Origin of the sequence: uncultured Pontibacter sp. (assembly GCF_947502515.1) — a bacterium.
Lineage (GTDB): Bacteria > Bacteroidota > Bacteroidia > Cytophagales > Hymenobacteraceae > Pontibacter.
This window is the reverse complement of record NZ_CANNAI010000002.1, coordinates 841,080-861,180: the sequence shown is the minus strand read 5'-3', so window position 1 is coordinate 861,180 and position 20,101 is coordinate 841,080. Positions and strand designations below refer to the sequence as shown.

Sequence of the window (20,101 nt, the reverse complement as noted above, 5' to 3'; positions counted from 1 at the left end):
GTCTGTAAGACTAGCAATTAGAATATAAACATAGCTTTATATTGGCTTATTTACCAGAGTAAGTTTTAAAAAACAACCTGTGTTATACCTGCATGCCTTAACTTTACAGTCTTACCATCGTTATCATTTCGATTTCATAATTAAACACCCATGCCTCATACCTATACCAACAAAGTAATGTGGTCGCACCTGGATGCGAACATGCACATGCGCCACTCTGCCTATGCTGATTTTGCGGCACAGGCCCGTATCGAAGCTCTGGAAGAGTTGGGAATGGATTTGAAAACTTTTCAGCGCCTTCACATCGGACCGATCCTGTTCAGGGAAGAAACCACGTACCTGCGGGAGTTGGGCATAAACGAGGAGGTTACCATCAAGACCGAACTGACAGCTAGCCGCAAAGACGGCTCCCGCTGGGCATTGCGCCACGAACTGTACAAGGAGGACGGCGTGAAAGCGGCGGTGATCAAAGTGGAAGGCGCCTGGATGGATGTGCTGAAGCGCAAGCTAACTGTGTTGCCGGAAGAGCTGGCACAGCATTTCATGGAGCTGCCGCGCAGTGCCGACTATGTTGAGTTAGAAGGATAAGGCTACACACATATCTGACAACTATAGAAGGCTCAAGTGTAGACTTAGCGCCAAAGCTAAACTGCTTACTGCTCCATTTTACCTTTCGCCTCTATACACCAGAGTAGTTCCTGCAAAAAGTGGTCTGCACGTTTGTCAGTAGCTTCTGTATCATGGGCTTTGCCTTCTTCATCATAATTGTCCTGCACCTTAGGTACCGGGAACATGGCGGGTACGGTCCAGGCACGCATTTTCCAGAGCGAAAACTGCAGTGAGGTAATCACCTGCGTACCACCAAAAGCACCGCCGGACACCGTTGAGATGGCCACCGGTTTGCGATGCCACTCATCGTAGAGTAAATCCACCACGTTTTTAAGACTGGCCGGATAGCCGCCATTATACTCGGGCGTTACGATGATGACGCCATCCGCACCCAGAATCTTTTCCCTGAATTCCTGCATGCCGATCGTGGGCTCTTACTGCCGGCTGTAGCGTTCGTGAAAAACCGGGAAGTCGTAGGCTTTCAGATCTATGATCTCTGTAGTGGCGAGCTGGTGTTCTTCCAGATACTTTTTCAGGTATAGCACGACGCGGTGACTTTTGCGGCCGGTGCGTACGCTCGAAGAAATAATGGCGATGTGGGGCATGGGTGCTATGGTTATAGGTTGTGGTTTGTATTTGAGTTGTTATCGTTTTTTCAGGAGAGTTATCATTTTTCAAGCTCACCGAGCAGGTCCTGTAGGTCGAGGGGTTGGGTATACATGGTGATGGAGCCCTCTTCGTCGCGAGGCCAGTTTTCCTGAGGTCTGTCCCAGTAGAGTTCTACTCCGTTGCCATCGGGGTCCGACAGGTATAGCGCTTCCGAAACGCCGTGGTCCGAGGCACCGTCAAGACGGTAGCCGGCATCCCTGATTCGCTTTAGAATAGCAGCCAGATCTTTGCGGGTAGGGTAGAGGATGGCAGTATGGAAAAGGCCGGTGCTGCGAGCCGGAGGAGGAGTGCCGCCTTTGCTGTACCAGGTGTTCAGGCCAATGTGATGGTGGTAACCACCCGCCGAAATAAAAGCCGCATCCGGTCCGTACATCATCATCAGCTCAAAGCCCAGCAGGTCGCGGTAAAAAGCCAGGGCCCGATCGAGATCTGCAACCTTGAGGTGCACATGCCCGATGCGAGTCTGCGCAGGTACGGTATACTTGTTTGAAGCCATGGTCTTCTGCCTTTTAGTCTTAAATACTAGCCCATACGCGCATCACAATTTTTTGTGTTGATCAAACCCTGAACGCTTAGCTTACAAACCACTCTGCGCTAGCTCCAGCAGCACATCGTAATAAGGGCGTCGTAGCATTTTCGCTTTGAGCCAGGCGTAGAAGCTCATCGCCTGAATGTCCGTATTCTCAAATGACTCAAACTCGAGGCTCTGTTCTACCTGATGAAAAAAGGCTTCGCTGGCAACAAGCTCCGGTTGGTCTACCATGTGCTTGATTAGTTGCAGGTATTGCTTCACGTTGTAGTATGCCGGCTCTTGTAGCAGGTCTTTGAAGGTACGCTCAAAGGACCGGATCTTGTTCAGCACCAGGTCTTCGTTACCCAGTTCATATTGCAGAATCAGTTCACCCATCTTCTTCTTCAAAACCCACTCACGGCCCATGGTCTGCTCCAGCCATTTGTCTGATCGTTTGATGCCCAGCAGCACCCGGTTGGCTTTGCCAAAAGCTCCCTGCGCAAAGTAGTTAAAGCTTAACCCAAGAAGGGCAGTCAATTGGTCACGCTGGCTTAGGTGTACCTTGCTTTTGTAGAGCAGTTTCTCCATCAGACCGATGGCCTCCTCGTTGTTCCGCAGAAAGACCAGGTTAGCTACCATCAAAAAAATGTAACGCGGGTAAAAGGTGGCATAATGGTTCTTCCCATCTCCACTCATGCTGTTGTGTAGGAGAGCCAGGTAGTGGATCGACTCTACAAATTTCTTGTTCCGGTATAGCACGTGCGCGATCATGTAGAGCAGGCTAAGCTTGTAGTACTGGTGCGCTTTGATAAATCCGTATTTCTGTTCTGTCTCCTGATACTGGCTGATGATGTAAGGCTCAAACGTGAGAAAATCCTTCCGGGCCAGAACGGCACTCCGGGCAATGGACATCAGCTTATAAAGCAACAGCGGGCGTTTGCTCACGGCCTCGGTCAGGTTGTAGCTGGCAAGCACTTCCTGTATGATCCGGTTGAAGTGCAGGTCGCGGCCCTGCCTGCGGACAGCCTGCAATCGCTGATTGATGATGCTGCTGGCGATGTTGGCTCTCTCCACTTCATCTGCTGCCAGTTTGTTCTGATTGCGCCTGGCTATGATCTGTTCCAGGTCTTCGGCAAACTCACTGTCCGCTTTCTCGATCTGCAGGTTATAGATCGTGTTAAGCAGGTCGTATTGTTCGTTAGCGGTGGCCATTTTCTCAGCTTTGAGCAGGTAGTGCCAGGCCAGCCGTTCCACTCGCGCATCGAACAGGTAGCGGGCCAGGGAGAGCAAACCCATGATCGTGGAAGCCGCCGTACTGTCCTCTTCCATCCGCTTGAGCATGATAAAGTCCGTGAGGTGGCGGGTGAGCCTTTTGCGGAGCGCATAATAAGCCACCGGATTCGGATCTTCCGGGTATAGCCGGGCGATCAGCTGCTCCGGTGTGTACTGCTTTTCCTGCAGCAATAATTTATAAAGTGCCAGGTCTTTGCGGCTCTTCTTCTTTTTCTGTCGCTGAATAAAAATGCCAAGTTCCCGACGGTCTTCTTCCCCCAGTGTTTCCAATGTTATTTTGAGATCGTCCATCTTGCTTTAGGTATAGCGGTTGTTTTTGTACGGCATGGAGGTATGGTCTCTAGAGGCTCACTCAGCTGTTAGGTGAATTTTGATTAATGAAACCCACTTAAATCTAAATTTTAAAAGTCTTATGATGTGAATATAAGTATTTGTAAGTTAGTAATATACGATTGGTTAAATTAAAATTTAAAAGTCTGTAAAATGAATTTGCTGGCTTTCTATACCTGTGGTAGTGTTGTAGGTTTGATCTATCAAAAGCAAAAGAAAAAACCACTATAACACACATCGACCATGAAAAATCTACTGTTCACAATCATTGCCTGCCTTGTTTATTTTACCGGTCAGGCGCAGGACATTCTCATCAAGCGCAACGGCGACGAGCTGGAGGTAAAGGTGCTTGAGATCGACTTGGAGGCTGTTAAATACAAGCGCTTCGATAATCTGGAAGGCCCCATTATCTCGATAGCCAAAGCGGATGTATTTATGATCAAGTATGAAAACGGGACCAAGGTGACCATGAACGAGATGCGCCCAACTGTGCAGCAACCGGTTTACGCCCAGCGCACCGGTTATCCGCAGGAAAACCTGAAGCTAGGTGGACCGCGCCTGGGTTTTACTGTCCTCAGCCAGAAGTACATCGACCACATCAGCAACGATTACGACACCAACGTCAATGCCTTCATGACGCAGTTTGGCTGGCAGTTTGAGACGCGGGTATTTACGCTGGAAAACGGTACTTCAGGTTTGTTTGAGTTCGTGCCTTTGATAGGTGGCCTGGAGCAGGGCAAGTTCTTGCCGAGTCTGAGTGCGCTGGTAGGTATAAGAGGGGCGAAGGGGTTGGAGTTTGGCCTGGGACCGAATGTGTCGCTTGGCGGTGCGGGGATAGTGCTGGCGGTCGGCACCAATTTCCAGAGCCAAGGGGTAAACTTCCCGGTCAACTTTGCGGTGGCACCTTCTAAGGATGGCGCACGATTCAGTCTGCTCTTCGGTTTCAACTCACGCAAATACTAAGCAGCACAGCTATGAAAAATGTTCTACTATTCATCCTGTTACTGGGTATACAGCAAGCGCTGTTGGCACAGGATATTATCGTGAAAGTATCGGGTGAGGAAATACCTGCCCGGGTACAGGAGATCACGCTGTATGATGTGCTTTACCAGCATCCTGATTCATCACAGGGCATGATCTGGCGCTTGCCGAAGACAGAGGTGTTTATGGTGAAGTTTGAAAACGGAACGAAAGAGGTTTTTGAACAGCACTTAGCTGACAGTCTGACAAGCATGGCACAGGGAATGACACCAGAGCAGCTCTTTGAACTGGGCAAAGCGGATGCGAAGCAGTACTACAAAGGTAATGGCGCCATGTGGGGTTCAGCTGCCAGTTCCATGGTCATGTTCCCAATTGGATTGGCTGGCAGTATAGCTATTGGGGCTACTGCCCCTAAAGTGAAGCCGGAGCGCGTATCTGATATTAGCTTGCTGGAGGAACAGGATTACCTGAGAGGGTATAAGGAGCAGGCAGCCCGCAAGAAGAGAGGAAAGGCCCTGGCCGGTGTAGGAATTGGAGCAGGTATACAGCTCGGTCTGCTCATTTTGATACTGACCAGTATGCCTGTGATGCCGTAAGCCCTGCCCGCGTAAAAGACAGATCGGGTGTGGTCAGCTATCAGCGCTAACCACACCCGATCTGTTTTGTGTTTCTCCAAATACTTAGCAGCAGCCGCTGCCCGGTGCGCAGGCCAGGTTTTCGATGGGTTTGCTGCCGTATACCGTAATGCTGTAGATGCCGGTGTTGCTCTCTCTGAAGGCCTGTATACCTGCGGCATCCAGGTAGTCCTGCAGAATCTCGTCCGGCACGTGGATCGCTTTCTCTTTCTGTACCGTGATGTTCTCGAAGCCAACTTCACGGATGATCTGCAGGTACTCCTCTTTTTGGATCGCACCTGACACGCAGCCGGCATACATTTCGCTGGCCTGCACAATACCCTCCGGCAAATCGCCTACCAGTACCACATCCGAAATACTGAAGTGACCACCCGGCTTTAGCACACGGAAAGTCTCGGCAAATGCCTGTCGCTTGTCCGGTACCAGGTTGAGCACGCAGTTGCTGATCACCACATCGGCACGGTTGGCTGCGATTGGAAGCGCTTCAATCTCACCTTGTCTGAACTCCACGTTGTTGAAGCCGAGTTTGTCAGCATTTTCGCGGGCCTTGGCGATCATGGCCTCTGTCATGTCCACGCCGATCACCTTGCCGCCTTCGCCTACCAGCGCACGGGCAACAAAGCAGTCGTTGCCGGCACCGGAGCCGAGGTCAACAACTGTCTGGCCTTTGCTGATCTGGGCAAACTCGGTCGGCACACCGCAACCAAGCCCCAGGTCTGCATCCGGGTTGTAACCTTCCAGTTCGGTATAGTTATCTGCAAAAATAGCATAGTCCACGGTACCGCAACCGGTAGCCCCGCAGCACGAAGCTTCGTTCTGCTCTTTGCTTTGTAACGCGATCTCGCTGTACTTGTCGCGCACTATTTTTTTGAGTTCTTCTGCCTTGTTCATAGTTCTTAATTTAAGTTTATCGGTAAATTACGATCAATTAAAACAAATTTTTTTAACAGCAACTGCTGCCACAAGCCGTGTAGCTTTGGAAAAACACGCCTAAAGTTTCCTGGGCTTGCTTCCATACCTGCTCGTTGATGCAGTAGCACACTTTTTTGCCGTCAATATCGCCTTGTATCAGGCCGGCTTCTTTCAGCTCTTTCAAGTGCTGCGAAACCGTGGACTGCGACAGCGGCAACTCGTCTACAATATCACCGCAGATACAAGCCTTACGCTCCAGCAGCACACGCAAAATAGCAATGCGGGCCGGATGACCCAGTGCTTTGGCAAAACGTGCTATCAGGATTTCCTCTTCTGTAAATTGCTCTGTTTTAGAAAGTCCCATAGTTTAATTTATGATCGTAAAAATACGATTAAATGAAATGACTTCAAAATAATTAATAAGTTTTTTTAATGATGCGTTTAAACCGGGTCAGGCCGATAAATGTCTTTCCAGCTCCAGCCATCCTGGTAGAGAAGATAAGTGAGTGTTTCGCGGCGCTCCTTGAAAATTTCAGGAGATTGAAATTCTCTTAAGCGATCCATCCGCAAGGGTATGCCCGCTTCGATCAAGGCATCCCAGTTCATAACCGGGAATGTGTAGGGTTTCTGTTCTTCGTTTTTGTGGTGGCGGTTGAGCACCTGTAAGTAAAAGTCTTGTGCGCCCCTAACCGTGAGCAAGTCTGCATCCGACGGCCTTGCTTCTTCCTGTACGCCATATTTCAGAAAGTTAATCGTCTCATCAAAAATGCTGAGATTAAGGATAACTGCCTGCCGTTGCTCTATGCTGTGGAAGTAGTGAATGATGGGGTAGGCCTTGTGGTTTTGACTGTGCTGGATGATCATGTCGGCCAGGTCGGCATCGTGCTGCAGCAGTCGGTCAAAGTTTTTGCCGTTCCAGCAGTTCAGCAGCATCTGTTGTGGCGAGTTGCCAAGGCTGCTCAGAAACACACTGAGCTTCACTTGCAGTATAACGGCTGAAAGCACAGGCATGATGTATGTGATGGAGATGGTGATAAAGGCTAGACCACTAAAGGCTAGTAGGTTAGCAACGATATCCCAAACGTAGCTACCCGGTTTGTAGTCGCCATTGCCCATCGTGGACAAGGTATAGCCGGCAAAATAGAGCTTCTCCCAGGCAGTGGTGATTTCTTCCGTATTGCTATCCAACACAGAGCCCGGATCGGAGAGGAGCAGCAGAAATGAACCGAACCACATGCCTGCCACCCAGGTCAGGATGATAAAGACCAACAGCATCTGGCCGACCCGCTCCAACATTTTCTTTTTGCCGTCATTGCCTGCCATTTTCAGGCACAGGCGCCATGTTTTTTCGGACAGGAAATTTGTCATGCGACCGCCACCCTGAAATGAGAGGGTGGTTGTAATCAGGTCACTTAACACAAAGAATATGAGGGTTATACCTGCTATCGCGTAGAGTAGCTGCATGGGATGATGGGAATTGAAATACACATGAATGGAAGCTGCCTTGGTGGAAGGCTCTCATCAGCGGTTCATACGCTGGCGCATCCGGTTTACGTGGCTGGAGTCGACCATTCCCTGTCTTTGCATACGCTGCATCATGCTGCTCATCATACCCGGGTGCTGTAGCATCAGGCGGCTCATTTCGTTGCAGGCCGCTGTGTCAGCGTCGCACAGGGTCATCATCTGTTTCATGTGCTGCTGCATTTGCTGACGGTGCAGCGAAACCATACCGCTAGTGTCGCCGATCATGCCGCCCTGCATCATGTCACCCCGCATCATACCGGCACCCATGTTTCGGTCCCGCATGTAGGCCATCATTTCAGCGCGCATCTGCTCATCTTCCAGTATGGCGTCGTATACCTGGTGTCGATCATCTTCATCGCGCAGCATTTCCTGCACACTGTCTGATTGCTGGCAACTTCCTGTGCCAATCAGCAGGATCGCCAGCAGGAGAAAGGTTGCGTACTTCATCGTTTTCATCTCGGATGGATGGTTTAGGTTGGTTTTTTTGTCTGTCTAAGCTCTTAGCTTCTGTGCCATTTCGGGCGTAATTGCTTCTGCATAAGCACCGTAAGCGTCTACCAGCACGCCTTTTACACCGCGTGAGGAAGAGATGGCGTACACCACGGAGTTGTCATCCGGATTGCTCATGCCCTCGAAGCGGTGCACCTCATCTACTTCAAACTCCTCGGGTTTCAGCTCCATCGGTTTGGTGGTACAGACGATGCAGTTTTCTTTTAAGTTAAAGTCTTCGGTATAGCCTCGCTGCTTAAGTCCGTTCAGTGCCTGGGATAGGGTATCGTAGCTGTTATCGTTCATGGTGTCTTTTAAAATTAGCGTAAATGAATGCTGCCTTTTGCTGCGTTTTCTTATACTCTTTGAGCTGTCTTTTCGTTCCGAAAGTGGCATCTGGCGTCTTATTGAGATTTAATTTGTAGCTTCAGCGAACCAAATTCGTAATTTCTATAAACGATACATCTACCACTATGACAAAACGCTATACCCAACTTGCCCTTGGCGTGCTACTGGCCACGTCACTAACATACTGCAACCAGCCTGAGCAAAACCAGGAAGAAACTGCTGCCCAGGAAAGCCACGCCGGCCATAACATGCAGGCCAGCGAAGGATCCACCACCATCGGGGCACAGGCAGAGCCGGACACATTAAAAGGCAGCCTGAAAGCCGAGGCCCACGGCATGATCGGCGATGCCCACCTGACCATTGCTTACCATTCCCCGGCCGTGCGCGGACGCCAGATCTGGGGAGGACTGGTAGCCTACAACCAGGTATGGGTTACGGGAGCGCATACGGCCACCAGCCTGATGACGGACAAAGACATCACCATAGGAGGGAAGCCATTGCCAGCCGGTAAGTATGCCTTGTTTACCATACCTGGTGAGCAGGAGTGGACCATCATCATCAACAAAAACTGGGACCAGCACCTGGCCGATGACTATGCCGAATCGGAGGATGTGCTGCGTTTCACCGTACAGCCCGAAATTGCGCCTGTGAAACAGGAAAGACTTCGCTACGAAATCGTTTCCGGAGCTGGTGGAAACGGCACGATCCAGATAACCTGGGACATGCTGAAAGTGTCGCTGCCGGTTACCCAGCAGTAGGGCTATACCTACTAAGCAGCAACAAAAAAGGACAGGTCTAAACCTGTCCTTTTTTGTCTTATGTCCTGTTGTGACTTACCTTGGTGTGATCTTCCACAGCTCACCGTTCTCCTGGTCGGTAACCAGATATAGTGCACCGTCCGGTCCCTGGCGCACGTCGCGTATACGCTGACTCCGGTCGCCGAGCAGATGCTCCTCACCAGTTACGCGGTTGTTCTCGATGCGCAGGCGTACCAGCACCTGTGAGCGAAGCCCCCCTACAAACAGGTTGCCCTTCCACTCCGGAAACGCACTGCCGGTATAGAACTGTGCTCCCGAAGGCGCAATCACCGGATCCCAGTAGTAGACCGGGTCCACGTAACCTTCCTTGGTCGTGACGGCGTTAGGGATAGGCGCACCAGAGTATTCCTCTCCAAACGTCACCACCGGCCAGCCGTAGTTTTTGCCTTTCTCGATCAGGTTAAGTTCGTCGCCACCCTGCGGACCCATGTCCACGATCCAGTACTGGCCCTGCTCGTTGAATGCCGCTGCCTGCACGTTGCGATGACCGGCTGTCCAGATCTCGGGCAGTGTGTTGTTCTGGTTTACAAAAGGGTTGTCGCTGGGCACCTTACCATCAGGGGCAATGCGGATAATCTTGCCCATGTGGCTGTTCATCTGCTGCGCCTGAGGACGGATCTGCTTATCGGATCGCTCACCCAGAGTAATGTACAGCATGCCATCCGGTCCGAAAGCCAGGCGGGAGCCGTAGTGCATGGTGCCGTCAAAAGTAGGCTGGGCCTGGAAGATCACCTCCACGTTTTCGAGGCGACTGCGGTCATCGTTTAGTCTGCCCCTGGCAACGCTGGTGGCATTGCCCCCTTTACGAGGTTCTGAAAAGCTCCAGTAGATCATGCGATCCGAGCCGAAGTCGGGGCTGAGGGCTACGTCCAGCAAACCGCCTTGTCCGCGGGCATCTACTTTGGGCACACCCGCTATCGGATTTCCAATCTGTCCGGATGCCGATACAATGCGCATGTTGCCGGGCTTCTCTGTAATGAGCAGATTCCCATCCGGAAGTGGTTCCACAGCCCATGGCTTTTGGAGATTTTTGGTGATTACCTGCACATCAAACTGAGTTTCAGATTTCATTTCGCAGGCGCGGGTCTGCCCCTCGAAAGTAGGTTTCTGCTCAGGGGAGTTAGGCGTGCCCATGTCAATCGGCTGACACTCTTCCTGGGTGGCAACAGGCTCTTGCGGGTCATTGTTCTGCTGGGTGGTCGTGTCATCGCTGCAGGATGCGCCCATGGTCGCCATACCTAGCGCAGAAAGAACGAGGAGTCTGGATAGTTTCATAGTGTTATCTATTATGTGGTCGGTATTAACAGTATAATCATTCTAGTACTGGATTGTTTTGAATAGGTTCGCTTCGCCTCTTAACAACAAGGCCGCACTCTGTTATAAGGCGGCCTTGCAGGTATAGCAGTTACATAGCTTCGTGTTCTAGGAGTCCAGGGCTCTTTTCTTGAGCAGAATGAACTCCTCTTCGGTAATGGAGCCCCTTTCGCGCAGTTCTTCCAGGCGCTCGATGGTGTTGATGGATTCTTCGACGGGCTTGATGCGCGGCTCCCGGCTTGTGGTATCCGTGTATTCTGTAGCAGGTGTATCTCTGCGGTTCAGATCCTGGGTCGATACGTTGGATGCGTAAAAGCGGTCTTCGCTGAATGACTCGTCGTTGTAGAAGTCATCACTGATGCGACGCGTGCCGGATGGCTGCTCATGAACGGCCTCGTCAAACTCGGCTTTGTAGTCCGAACGCTCGTCTATGGTATCGCGGTGGGCCCGCCGGAAGTTATCCCGCACAGCATACTCATAGTCAGTCGAGATCGGCCCGCCCGGGTATACCGGATAGCGGCTGATGCTGCCGGAGTCTACAGAAGAGAGAAAGATGTTTTTGCCCTTGCGGTCGAGCGCGGCTGCTCCGATGGGCACCAGCAGAAAAGTGTCGCGGTCGCGGTCGAAAAAGCGGTGCTCGCCCAGCACGGAGAGGTAGCGCACTTTCATGGCCTGCATGTCCACGATCAGGTCTTTTACATCGCCTATTTTTTCGCCGTCGGCACCCACTACGCGCCAGCCCCTGACGTCGGTATTGTCTTTGGCTACCTGGTAATCCTTGAGCTCGCCCAAAGGCACCAGTCTTTCATTTCTTAAATCATTGTCATTCATTTCGGTCAGATTAAGTTCTTTTGGATATCAGGAATCAGGTCAGTTGCTGGTATGTGCGCCAGCGGGAAGACAGCGGCCAATGCCTGCGTTTGTCCGTCTTTGAGAACCAGTTCATAAATGGCCCATCCCAGCAGGAGCAGGATCACGACCAGCAGGATCCAGGGCCACACAGGTTTTTTCTTTTTTTCAATTCGTATTTCAGCCATGTTGCTTTTTTATTTTTTCATAGTTTTAGCTCGGTCACCTGGGCCAGCCACCAAAGCGGCGGGAGGTGCTGTGCTTAATACGGTGTTACAGAGATGATTGTTGAAAGGATGAAACGGTAGTCGGGAGAGGGGGCGATCAGGTCAGTTTCTTTTGATTGAGCCACTCCATGGCGTCCATGAGATGTACGAAATATTTGATCTCCAGCGAGTCGGTACGCTGCCTCTCCGGCTGTGGTACCGGGGCATCAACGGGCAGTACATTGGCAATGCAGCGTACCTCCGAAGTTTCTTTTACTTTCGTGTCCCACTCGCTCCAGCTCAGGTAGGCCAGGTAGGCGGCGGGTGCCTGAAAAAAGTCCTGCACATCGTTCAGGATAGAACGACAGGGAAATTGCCGGATCATTTTCAGAATGCCTTTTTCCACTTCCTCAATGCTCTCTTCCGTCGCAGTTCCTTTCCAGATGATGTGGAGCATCTTGCGGTCGGCCAGGTAGCGCAGGGTACAGTAGCGCTGTCCCAAACTGTTCCGGTAATGTTTGTATGGTCTTCTCATAGCTTTTATTAATGGTACAGCTCTAAGTTGATATCGGTTGTGGCGGGTTGTATGTTGCATGGGGCATGGCGGGAGGTATGGCTATAGGGTGATTTTTGCTGATAGGGCTTTGCAGGCGGGGGCGGCACTGCAAATTATTTGGGGACAGTATACTTATGTGTTGAATTTAAACGTAATTTGCATCGTGCCTTACGCCGTCAAAAACATATTGCTCTCGTTCACATTCCTGTTTGCATTCTTCAGTCTGCAACACGGGGCGGCTGTGGAGTTGCAGGCTGCAGCTACGCAGCAGGTGGCTACGCAGGGTGAGCTGAGGGAGTTCGACAGGTTACAAGCCCCGTACATGGCGGTGTTACAGGCCGAGGATCATGCCGGGACCTGGCAGTTCAGGCCTACGCAATCCTCTAAACAGGCCTCGTACAGTTCGCCAGCGCTTGCCGCTAAGCTACAGGAGTTCAGGCTGCAACTGCTGATCGCGCACTACCTGCAGCGGATCAGGCATATCAGTCCTGGCCTTGCCGTCAGCGACATCATCTTTCCATTCCATTATTTCTGGTAAATCCTTTTCCTTTTGGTGAGGGTGTCCTGGCACGCCCTCCTTTCGGAAACAGGTATAGGTACCGGTATGCATCCAAGGGCTATACCTGCCTTATGTATTATCAGATTTTAATGGATTAAATAAAATGGATTTAGAAGCAATCGTATTAGGTATTTTGGCAACAGCAGTATTTCTGGTGCCTATTTTTTTCATTCAACGCAAACAAAAAGGGGAGGCCAACAAAGCAAAGAAAGCTTTCCTGGAAGCTGCCTCCGCACAGGGGCTCAACATCGGGCAGCATGATTTCTGGAACGAGCGCTACGGCATCGGACTGGACGAAGCACAAGGGCAGATCTTTTACTGGCACAACGATGAAGCAGACCTGCAGGAGATCATTATTGACCTGGGCACGGTGCGCAGAACCTCTATCGACAACATGCACCGCGACGTGAACGGGAACCGCATCATCGACATGATCGTGCTGCGCGTAGCCCTGCACGGACCTAAAGCGCCGGAGCTATACCTGCCGTTCTATAACCGCGAGGGTAGTATGATGCTGAGCGGCGAGCTGCAGCTGGCTGAGAAATGGAGCAATATCATTCAGCAAAATATGGCGAAGATGCAGGCTGTGCAGGTATAAACCTGAAGCAGCAAGCAGGCCGCAAACAGGAGGGCCAGTTGGTGAAGGTATAAACCGTAAATCGGTTATGCTTCAGCCAACTGGCCCTTTGCTGTTTTATATGGCCTATCTAAACGGATGTTTACCAGCTATAGGTCAGCTTCGTGTCAAAGCGGCCGTCGGTAATGTGCATGATTTTGGAAGCGTCGGTATAGTGGTTTAGTTTTCCCTCGAACTGGCCGGATACGATGTGGCTGACCGTGTCGAGGCGGGTGAGGTGCAGGGTAAGGCTTGCGTCATTTACGAGGTGGTAAAAGTCGTTTTGGTTCATGTCGACCTCCATGGCCGCCATGTCCTCTTGCTCCGGCGTGAGGGTATAGGTTCCGGGGCCGCTCACATCGTAGGCGCCAAAGGAGAAGCTCTGCGAGATGTATTTTTTCTCGTCTTTGAATTTGTAATTGTACTCGGCCCGCACGATTAAGGTATAGGTGCCGTCGGTGTTCTTGTGCAGGCGCCCTTCCACAAAGTTGTCGACACAGTCGAAGAAGTTGCAAATCTGGCCGTAGTTGACCCATACCTTGCCATTGGCCTTGAAACCTAATGTATTGCTGCCGTTTTGCGTAACAGGCGGCAGGTTGAACTCTGGCTCCTTGTCACAGGAACTTATACCTGCGCACAGGGCTATACCTGTCAGTAGGAGCGCAATGGTCCGCATGCGGCGAGACCTTAATTTGGGAGTGTTCATTTGAAGCGAATTAGGGATGCAAGGTATGTAAAAGTCGCTACATTCAGACATAGTCACTATGCCCTAACAACTGCTGTACGTCTGACCAGTTATATCCGCTGTATAGCTTACTGCTACAGTCGTATGTGTCAATTGAGAGTTTGCAAGGGGTATTCGATGTACGGATGGTATGGTAAGTGCCTGTTTAAGCTGTAACTTAGACTGAAATTCACCTGATTATCATGAAGAAATTACTTTATGTCGCCATAGCTTTAAGCTTTACGGCCTGCTCTATTGAAAACGACCTGGAAGACACGCTTTACCGTGTGGCCGAATCCGGTGCGAACATGGTGCTGGACTCCTTGCACCATACCGCCAACAAAGAGCTGGATCGCTACACTGGCATCGACTCGCTTTCCAGCAAGATCGGGGCGATGGATACGCTGAACGTGGAGCGTGAGATAGAGCGCGGCGTGAAGCGCAGGCTCATCGAAGAACTCTCCAAATAGCAATGCTCCGTAGCAGCTGTTTTATACTGCCGACGCCTACGGGGGTAAAGGTTTTAGCTGGCTTGTTGCGCTGGCAACGGATGCCGGAAAAGTGTGAGGCCGTACCAGGCAGCCAGACCGGCATATACGGCGCACAGAGCCCACACTGCGAACGGCTGCTCCGGATATCGGAACAAGAACTTGAGCATGGCCATGGCTCCTATGAAGAAGTGGGCGAAGTTGGCTAGGCAGATAGGGCGGTTATAAATGCCCCCGATTCGACTGCCTTTTGCCATCCAGTTGAGCATGGCAAAGCCCAGGTATAGGGCACCCAGCAGCTGCAGCACAACCACCTCCAACGGATTCGATTCTGTGCCCAGGTAGAGGGCTAACTCTTCGGGTAAAAACGTGAAGGCTATACCCAGGGCAGCCAGCACGGCGGCACTCAAAACCATCATCAGTTTAGTTTGCATCGGTATTGATTCAAATTTAAGGTATAGCTATACCTGTTAGCCAGGTATAGGGCTTCTACTTCACATATTGCTCCTGTTCAGTTTTGCGCAGTAGGCCCAGGCCATGGAGCGTTTGCAGCAGACTGTCGATTTGCTGGAGGCGCTGCGTTTGCTGGGGCTTGGCGACGGGCTTGAACTGGCGCACCAGGTCCTCGGCAGAGGCGGGGCGCTCGTGCAGCTGCAGGGCGCGTTGCACGGCTTGTGCCTGCTCGGCCAACGTTTTCGGCCAGGCCAGCACTTCTTTGGCGGTGGCTTTGGCGGCTTTGGTTTTGGTGGTCAGGCCGATGTCGGTTTGCTGGGCTCCCTGCGGATTCTGGTACTCGGGGCGCAGCCAGCGTACGAGGCCGCGAGCCTCTTCGGCGGCGCGTTCCTTGTTGAGAGCCACCAGGCGTTCGAGTATTTCTTCTTCGGGCAGATTGGCGGGCCAACCATAAGCGGCGGCCACGGCTGCATCGAGCTCGGTGTGCAGTTGCAACAAGATACTCACCAGCCCCTGCTCGTGGGTTTTCTGCTCTTTGGCCGAAAGCGCCTCGCCCGACCGCAGTTTCTCCAGCACATTATACATATCGGTGATGGTGAGCGTTGGGTGCTGCGCCTGCCGCTGCTTGCGGTGCGCGTCCAATGCCTCGGCTATACCTCGGATTTTTTCTTTTTGATCTTCGGTTGGGGTGGGGAAAGGGAAAGTGTCGAAGCAACGGGATTTGTCATAGACGGAATCATTCCCAACCCCTAATCTACTGCCAGTTGCTAAAGAGTAAACTACATGTAATTTTGATTGTAATATACCTAGGTAGTATGAATCATCAAGTGCAATAGCTATTAATTTATCATCTGGCATTATATCAATTTGCAAGAACTGGAAAATACGATGCTTAGCTGTTTGAGGAGTTGCTATATATCTCTCTAGACCACTTAATGCTTTTCTAATTGTCTTACGAGGTTCTGCAAAAATCCACCATTTATCACGTATAGCAGCTCTCTTATTTTCATCTCTATGTGGTTTAACATTTAGAAGTATGTGCTGATATAATACCGAATATTGTGAACGAACTTCATCAATAGTTAACCCTAATAAGTCTATAACCATTAGACCTCTTGGTCTTGTTGTAAAGTCTTTACCGTTCCAGTAGTTTCTGATATGTTTTTCAATTCCAGGTATACTGCCTAATCCAAGTTTGGTAGCTTCTTCTGGTGCTACAATTAGACCTGCACCATGCGGAATTACTCCCCTTGAACTCATGTTATCTGTAGCTTTAAGTGCTTTCACATCTGCTACATTTGCACCAACCTTTAAATCAGAGTGTATAGTGCCTATTTTTTCTCCAAGTATTACTTCACGACCTAATTCTCCTGTATCTTTTTCTTGGAGTGATAAGTTTAGTCTTCCAACTTGACTGCCTTTTTCCGCTACAGTCATTGCAATTCGAACTTGTGCACCATCACCACTATCGACCCATGGGTGGTCAGGTATAGCATAGGTGATTGAGATAGGTTCTTTGGCTTCCATGAAAGCCTGCAACACGCGTCGGTTGAAAGACTGCGTTATACTGTTCGTCGTAATAAAACCGAATCGTTCAGTTCTTTCATCTGCTAAAATTTCAGCCGCTTTATACCACCAGTACATCACAAAATCTGCACTATCAGGTACAGCACCTTTGTAAGCTTTTCGCAATGCTTCGGTATACCCATCACCCAAAGCATCGCGCATTCTTTTATTCCCTACAAACGGCGGGTTGCCCACTATAAAATCTGCTTCGGGCCAGGAAGCGGGTTTGGGGTCGAGGTAATCGTAGACGATGGTGCGGGCGGTTTCGTCGGGCACTTCCTGTCCTGTAACGGGGTGGGTTTTGGTGCTATGGCCGTCCCAGCGGGTAACGGGCTGTCCGTTGGCGTCGAGGTGGGGCACTTTGTCTGTGTAGCTGAGCACGGCATCCTGCTGTTTGATGTTGCCGTACTCACGCAAAATCGGGTTGCTGAGGCGGGTGGCCGAGCCGTGCGCCTTGAAGTGCCACTGCAGGTAGCCAATCCAGAGCACCACGTCGGCAATGGCCGCTGCCCGTGGGCTCACCTCCAGACCGAGCAACTGCGCGGGCGTCACGGTATAGGCGCCCGTCATGTCGAGGGTTTGCTGCCCCGGGAAGTGGTCGAGGTGCTCTTTTACCTCGCCCTCCAGTCGCTTGAGGTGCTCCAGCGTCACGTACAAGAAATTGCCGCTTCCGCAGGCAGGGTCGAGCACGCGCACCGAGCACAGGCGGCGGTGGAAGTTCTCAATCTCTTTTCGAGCTCCCGCCTCGTCGCCGTTGTCTTCGAGTATGGCCGAAGCTGTGCGGGCCGCTTCCCACTCTTCGCGCAGCGGCTCGATCACGGTCGGCATCACGAGGCGCTCCACATAGGCGCGGGGCGTGTAGTGGGCACCCAGTTTGTGGCGCTCGCGCGGCTGCAAGGCACGCTCCAGCAACGTACCAAAAATGGCAGGCTCCACCTCCGACCAGTCAGCTTCGGCAGCCAGGATCAGCAGGTCGAGTTGCGCCTCGGTAACTGGCAGCGCCTCCGGGTTTTTGAAGAGGTAGCCGTTAAACTGGGGTATAGACGTGCGCAGGGCCGGGTCGAAACCGCCTTTGTCCATGCTCTGCCACAGCGCCCGCAGCGCATCCGGAAAATGCTGGATGTTGTGGCGGTAGTCCTGCAGCAGTTTGGTGAAGGAATTGTCGGGCAACAGCTGCACATCTTCGGCGAACATGGTAAAGAGGCAGCGCATCAGAAATCCCGCCACTTGCTCCGGCGTATGGCCGGCCAGTTCGAGCGAAGCCGCCAGCTTCGCCAACCGCTCTGCCAACTCCCGTGTAACACGGGCTGCACGACGACTCGGGTCCAATTCCAACGGCTCGGTAAAGAGCAGGCGCAGGCGCTCGCGCACCTCGGTGCGGTGCAGTTCGTCGAGCGTAATTCTATAGTTTAGCGGGTCGGGGAAAGGCACGTATGTCTTGCCCTGCCGCGCAAAGTCAGCGTACAAATCAATGCAATAGCCCACATCGACCACCGCCAGAAAAGGCGGCCAGCCCTCGGTCGTGGGCAGGGAACGGGCATAGCGCAGAGCCTGTTCTTTGGCCTTTTTCATTTCGCGCTCCCAGGTACGGGTGTCGCGGGTGGCAGTGCCCGTCTTCGTTTTTACACGCTCGCCGCCCAGCTGTTCGGCCTCTGTTATACCTGCCTTGTCGGAGCCCTGCTTGGCCTCCAGCACAAAGCAGTCCTTTTTGTAGAGGTCGATGAAGTTGGTGCTCGTCTTGCCCTCCCCATCGTCAAACACCACCGGCCGCTCAAAGGTATAGGTTGCCTCGTGCACCTTATCCGAAGCCGGCCGCGGCTTCTCCACCCCCAGCAGTTCGCACAGTTCGGTCAGAAACAACTGGTAATTAGCACGTTCCGAAGCGCCGGAAGCTTTCCAGCGGGTGATAAAGTCTGTTACGGAAGGGGTAGGGGTGTGGGGCATGGTATTGTGTGTATGCAGGTATAGCAGTATTTACAGAAGCAATATATAAATATTTAGCTATATTTGTTTGAACATTTACATCCACATTCATTTAAATCTCTTATGAAAGCAAGTTTACTTGGTATACTAATAGCCATTCTGTTTATAGGCACAGGCTGTTCGTTCAACGACAAAGACCCAGAGCCTGAGAAGACGTACCTATTGCAGCGGAAATATTCAGAAATTGTTTCTCATGACTTAAAGGGATCAATCGATCTTACCTATACCTACAATGACAATGACCAACTTGTGAACATTAGTGGAGTTACTGATTGGAAAGGTGAGATTAAAACTGCTTTTACTACTATCAAATACGATAACCAAGGTAGAGCAGAACGCATCAACACGTTGTCTGGCACAGAATGGGTTCTTTTTTATAATGATAAAGACCAACTGGTAAAAGTGACAAGAGCTTATTTGGGTTCAATGATTGCCATTTATATGCACTATTATGATGATAAGGGTCGTCTCTCAGAAATGAAATATTACTCAGGCACTGTTAGTGAAGAAAGTTTGTCGGGTTATCGATTGTTTTCTTATCCTAGCTCAAACCAGGTTAAAATATCGATATATACTGGCACAAGAAAGACTACTGAATATACGCTGCTAACTGATAACAAAAAGAGAAACCTTCCTGTGCTTCCACATCAAATTTCAAGTGATTTCTTCTCTGAGGAACTGATGTCCGAAAGACTAATTACAGAGAATAATATTCTGAGTTTTGAGCAACTAACTTTTAATAGCACAACTAATACGAGTAAAAAATCTGGAAACAGTTATCTAACAGAGTTTACTTACAATGAAGGAGGTTACCCAGCAACATGTGTTAGAACTTTTCATGAAGGTTCGGTACAAAAAGTTACCTATACCTACAGCGTCAAATAATCCTTTACAGGTATAGCTTAAGCCCTCTTCCATAACCGGAAGAGGGCTTTTGTTTATATAATCGACGCTGCACTACACTTATTTGTTTTACAAGTGCCTACGAATGTCTTTCCAACTTACCGACCTGTTCCTCGTTAGGGGGTATAGCCTGCGGGCTTTACCCAAATTTTTGCATGAAATCAACCTTCTTTAAAGAGCGTATCGCCTCCAATTTTATCGCCCAGGTAAAAGAGTACGCTATTTTTGCCATGGACGTGAACGGGGTGGTTGAGACCTGGAACGAGGGCGCTGAGCGACTGAAGGGCTACAAAGAGGATGAGGTTGTCGGGAAGTATTACGGGATGTTGCTCACGGAAGAAGACCAGCGCAATGGTGCCCCTGAACGTGAGCTGGAGGCGGCCAAGCAGCAGGAGTACTATGTGGGTGAGGGCTGGCGACGAAAAAAGGACGACACACACTTCTGGCCAACGTCACGCTCACGCCCATCTACAACGACAACGACGAACTGATTGGCCTGACCAAAGTGACCCGCGACCTCAGCGACCGGCGGCAGTCAGAAGAGGCGCTGCGTAAAAAGCACGACGAGCTGGATGCGACCAACCGCGACCTCGACAATTTCATTTATGGTGAAGTCCATTCGTTTTTCGCGAAAGAATTTCCGAAGCATTTTATACAACCTAATCAGCAATGCCATCAAATACCGCTCACATGATTCTGACTGCCAGATAAAAGCAGAAACTCACCAGGAGCTGATCCGGCTGAGTCACAAACAGCCTGGAAGGC

At 50.9% G+C, this 20,101-nt stretch carries 23 protein-coding genes and 1 pseudogene; 9 read left to right on the top strand and 15 right to left on the bottom strand.

The window, feature by feature from the left end; translation table 11 throughout:
* Positions 1 to 150: 150 nt before the first annotated feature.
* Positions 151 to 588: an acyl-CoA thioesterase gene (locus Q1A54_RS08460; RefSeq protein WP_299986703.1), complete on the top strand. Its 438-nt coding sequence runs from the start codon at positions 151 to 153 to the stop codon at positions 586 to 588.
* A gap of 65 nt (positions 589 to 653) precedes the next feature.
* On the opposite strand, the pseudogene Q1A54_RS08455 reads toward Q1A54_RS08460, so the two are convergent.
* The 3 genes and pseudogenes from Q1A54_RS08455 to Q1A54_RS08445 form a co-directional block, all read right to left on the bottom strand.
* Positions 654 to 1,214 (bottom strand): annotated as a pseudogene (locus Q1A54_RS08455) (NADPH-dependent FMN reductase).
* A gap of 62 nt (positions 1,215 to 1,276) precedes the next feature.
* Positions 1,277 to 1,774 (bottom strand): VOC family protein, encoded by a 498-nt coding sequence (locus Q1A54_RS08450; protein WP_299986701.1) that lies wholly within the window; start codon positions 1,772 to 1,774, stop codon positions 1,277 to 1,279.
* Positions 1,775 to 1,855: 81 nt separating this feature from the next.
* A complete protein-coding gene (locus tag Q1A54_RS08445; protein WP_299986699.1) occupies positions 1,856 to 3,373 on the bottom strand; it encodes a hypothetical protein in 1,518 nt (505 codons plus the stop codon).
* Positions 3,374 to 3,655: 282 nt separating this feature from the next.
* Between Q1A54_RS08445 and Q1A54_RS08440 the strand changes: the two genes are divergently transcribed.
* Positions 3,656 to 4,375, top strand: coding sequence for a hypothetical protein (locus Q1A54_RS08440; protein ID WP_299986698.1), 720 nt, complete (start codon positions 3,656 to 3,658; stop codon positions 4,373 to 4,375).
* Positions 4,376 to 4,386: 11 nt separating this feature from the next.
* Positions 4,387 to 4,989: a hypothetical protein gene (locus Q1A54_RS08435; protein WP_299986696.1), complete on the top strand. Its 603-nt coding sequence runs from the start codon at positions 4,387 to 4,389 to the stop codon at positions 4,987 to 4,989.
* 84 nt (positions 4,990 to 5,073) lie between these two features.
* On the opposite strand, the gene Q1A54_RS08430 is transcribed toward Q1A54_RS08435, so the two are convergent.
* The 5 genes from Q1A54_RS08430 to Q1A54_RS08410 all read right to left on the bottom strand — a co-directional run bounded on the left by Q1A54_RS08430 (position 5,074) and on the right by Q1A54_RS08410 (position 8,259).
* Positions 5,074 to 5,919 carry an arsenite methyltransferase gene (locus Q1A54_RS08430; protein ID WP_299986694.1) on the bottom strand — a complete coding sequence of 282 codons (846 nt, stop codon included), beginning with the start codon at positions 5,917 to 5,919 and terminating at the stop codon, positions 5,074 to 5,076.
* 52 nt (positions 5,920 to 5,971) lie between these two features.
* Entirely contained in the window at positions 5,972 to 6,304 is a 333-nt protein-coding gene (locus Q1A54_RS08425) for a metalloregulator ArsR/SmtB family transcription factor (protein ID WP_299986692.1), read from the bottom strand.
* Between the two features lie 77 nt (positions 6,305 to 6,381).
* On the bottom strand, positions 6,382 to 7,404 hold the full coding sequence (locus Q1A54_RS08420; protein ID WP_299986690.1) for a potassium channel family protein: 1,023 nt from the start codon (positions 7,402 to 7,404) through the stop codon (positions 6,382 to 6,384).
* A 57-nt stretch (positions 7,405 to 7,461) separates the two neighbouring features.
* Positions 7,462 to 7,920: a hypothetical protein gene (locus tag Q1A54_RS08415; protein WP_299986688.1), complete on the bottom strand. Its 459-nt coding sequence runs from the start codon at positions 7,918 to 7,920 to the stop codon at positions 7,462 to 7,464.
* A 36-nt stretch (positions 7,921 to 7,956) separates the two neighbouring features.
* A complete protein-coding gene (locus Q1A54_RS08410) occupies positions 7,957 to 8,259 on the bottom strand; it encodes a hypothetical protein (protein ID WP_040574659.1) in 303 nt (100 codons plus the stop codon).
* Between the two features lie 167 nt (positions 8,260 to 8,426).
* Between Q1A54_RS08410 and Q1A54_RS08405 the strand changes: the two genes are divergently transcribed.
* Positions 8,427 to 9,059, top strand: coding sequence for a DUF2911 domain-containing protein (locus Q1A54_RS08405; protein WP_299986686.1), 633 nt, complete (start codon positions 8,427 to 8,429; stop codon positions 9,057 to 9,059).
* 75 nt (positions 9,060 to 9,134) lie between these two features.
* Here the strand turns inward: Q1A54_RS08405 and Q1A54_RS08400 are convergent, their stop codons facing one another.
* The 4 genes from Q1A54_RS08400 to Q1A54_RS08385 all read right to left on the bottom strand — a co-directional run bounded on the left by Q1A54_RS08400 (position 9,135) and on the right by Q1A54_RS08385 (position 12,023).
* Positions 9,135 to 10,394, bottom strand: a complete 1,260-nt coding sequence (locus Q1A54_RS08400; RefSeq protein WP_299986684.1) for a PQQ-dependent sugar dehydrogenase — start codon at positions 10,392 to 10,394, stop codon at positions 9,135 to 9,137.
* A gap of 147 nt (positions 10,395 to 10,541) precedes the next feature.
* The gene (locus Q1A54_RS08395; RefSeq protein ID WP_299986682.1) at positions 10,542 to 11,264 is read right to left on the bottom strand and encodes a PRC-barrel domain-containing protein; all 723 of its coding nucleotides are present in this window, start codon (positions 11,262 to 11,264) and stop codon (positions 10,542 to 10,544) included.
* Between the two features lie 5 nt (positions 11,265 to 11,269).
* Positions 11,270 to 11,470: a hypothetical protein gene (locus Q1A54_RS08390; protein WP_299986680.1), complete on the bottom strand. Its 201-nt coding sequence runs from the start codon at positions 11,468 to 11,470 to the stop codon at positions 11,270 to 11,272.
* 136 nt (positions 11,471 to 11,606) lie between these two features.
* Positions 11,607 to 12,023 carry a hypothetical protein gene (locus Q1A54_RS08385; protein WP_299986678.1) on the bottom strand — a complete coding sequence of 139 codons (417 nt, stop codon included), beginning with the start codon at positions 12,021 to 12,023 and terminating at the stop codon, positions 11,607 to 11,609.
* A 160-nt stretch (positions 12,024 to 12,183) separates the two neighbouring features.
* Between Q1A54_RS08385 and Q1A54_RS08380 the strand changes: the two genes are divergently transcribed.
* Positions 12,184 to 12,582 carry a hypothetical protein gene (locus tag Q1A54_RS08380; protein WP_299986676.1) on the top strand — a complete coding sequence of 133 codons (399 nt, stop codon included), beginning with the start codon at positions 12,184 to 12,186 and terminating at the stop codon, positions 12,580 to 12,582.
* Positions 12,583 to 12,706: 124 nt separating this feature from the next.
* The gene (locus tag Q1A54_RS08375; RefSeq protein WP_299986674.1) at positions 12,707 to 13,201 is read left to right on the top strand and encodes a hypothetical protein; all 495 of its coding nucleotides are present in this window, start codon (positions 12,707 to 12,709) and stop codon (positions 13,199 to 13,201) included.
* A 121-nt stretch (positions 13,202 to 13,322) separates the two neighbouring features.
* Here the strand turns inward: Q1A54_RS08375 and Q1A54_RS08370 are convergent, their stop codons facing one another.
* Entirely contained in the window at positions 13,323 to 13,925 is a 603-nt protein-coding gene (locus Q1A54_RS08370; protein WP_299986672.1) for a hypothetical protein, read from the bottom strand.
* Positions 13,926 to 14,146: 221 nt separating this feature from the next.
* Between Q1A54_RS08370 and Q1A54_RS08365 the strand changes: the two genes are divergently transcribed.
* Positions 14,147 to 14,413: a hypothetical protein gene (locus Q1A54_RS08365; RefSeq protein WP_299986670.1), complete on the top strand. Its 267-nt coding sequence runs from the start codon at positions 14,147 to 14,149 to the stop codon at positions 14,411 to 14,413.
* A gap of 53 nt (positions 14,414 to 14,466) precedes the next feature.
* Here Q1A54_RS08365 and Q1A54_RS08360 read toward each other — a convergent pair whose 3' ends face one another.
* Complete coding sequence (locus tag Q1A54_RS08360; RefSeq protein ID WP_299986668.1) at positions 14,467 to 14,865, bottom strand: hypothetical protein; 399 nt, start codon at positions 14,863 to 14,865, stop codon at positions 14,467 to 14,469.
* A gap of 55 nt (positions 14,866 to 14,920) precedes the next feature.
* Entirely contained in the window at positions 14,921 to 18,394 is a 3,474-nt protein-coding gene (locus Q1A54_RS08355) for a DNA methyltransferase (RefSeq protein ID WP_299986665.1), read from the bottom strand.
* A gap of 102 nt (positions 18,395 to 18,496) precedes the next feature.
* On the opposite strand from Q1A54_RS08355, the gene Q1A54_RS08350 reads away from it, so the two are divergent.
* On the top strand, positions 18,497 to 19,318 hold the full coding sequence (locus Q1A54_RS08350; protein WP_299986664.1) for a hypothetical protein: 822 nt from the start codon (positions 18,497 to 18,499) through the stop codon (positions 19,316 to 19,318).
* A 173-nt stretch (positions 19,319 to 19,491) separates the two neighbouring features.
* On the top strand, positions 19,492 to 19,827 hold the full coding sequence (locus tag Q1A54_RS08345; protein WP_299986662.1) for a PAS domain S-box protein: 336 nt from the start codon (positions 19,492 to 19,494) through the stop codon (positions 19,825 to 19,827).
* The last annotated feature ends 274 nt before the right edge of the window (positions 19,828 to 20,101 follow it).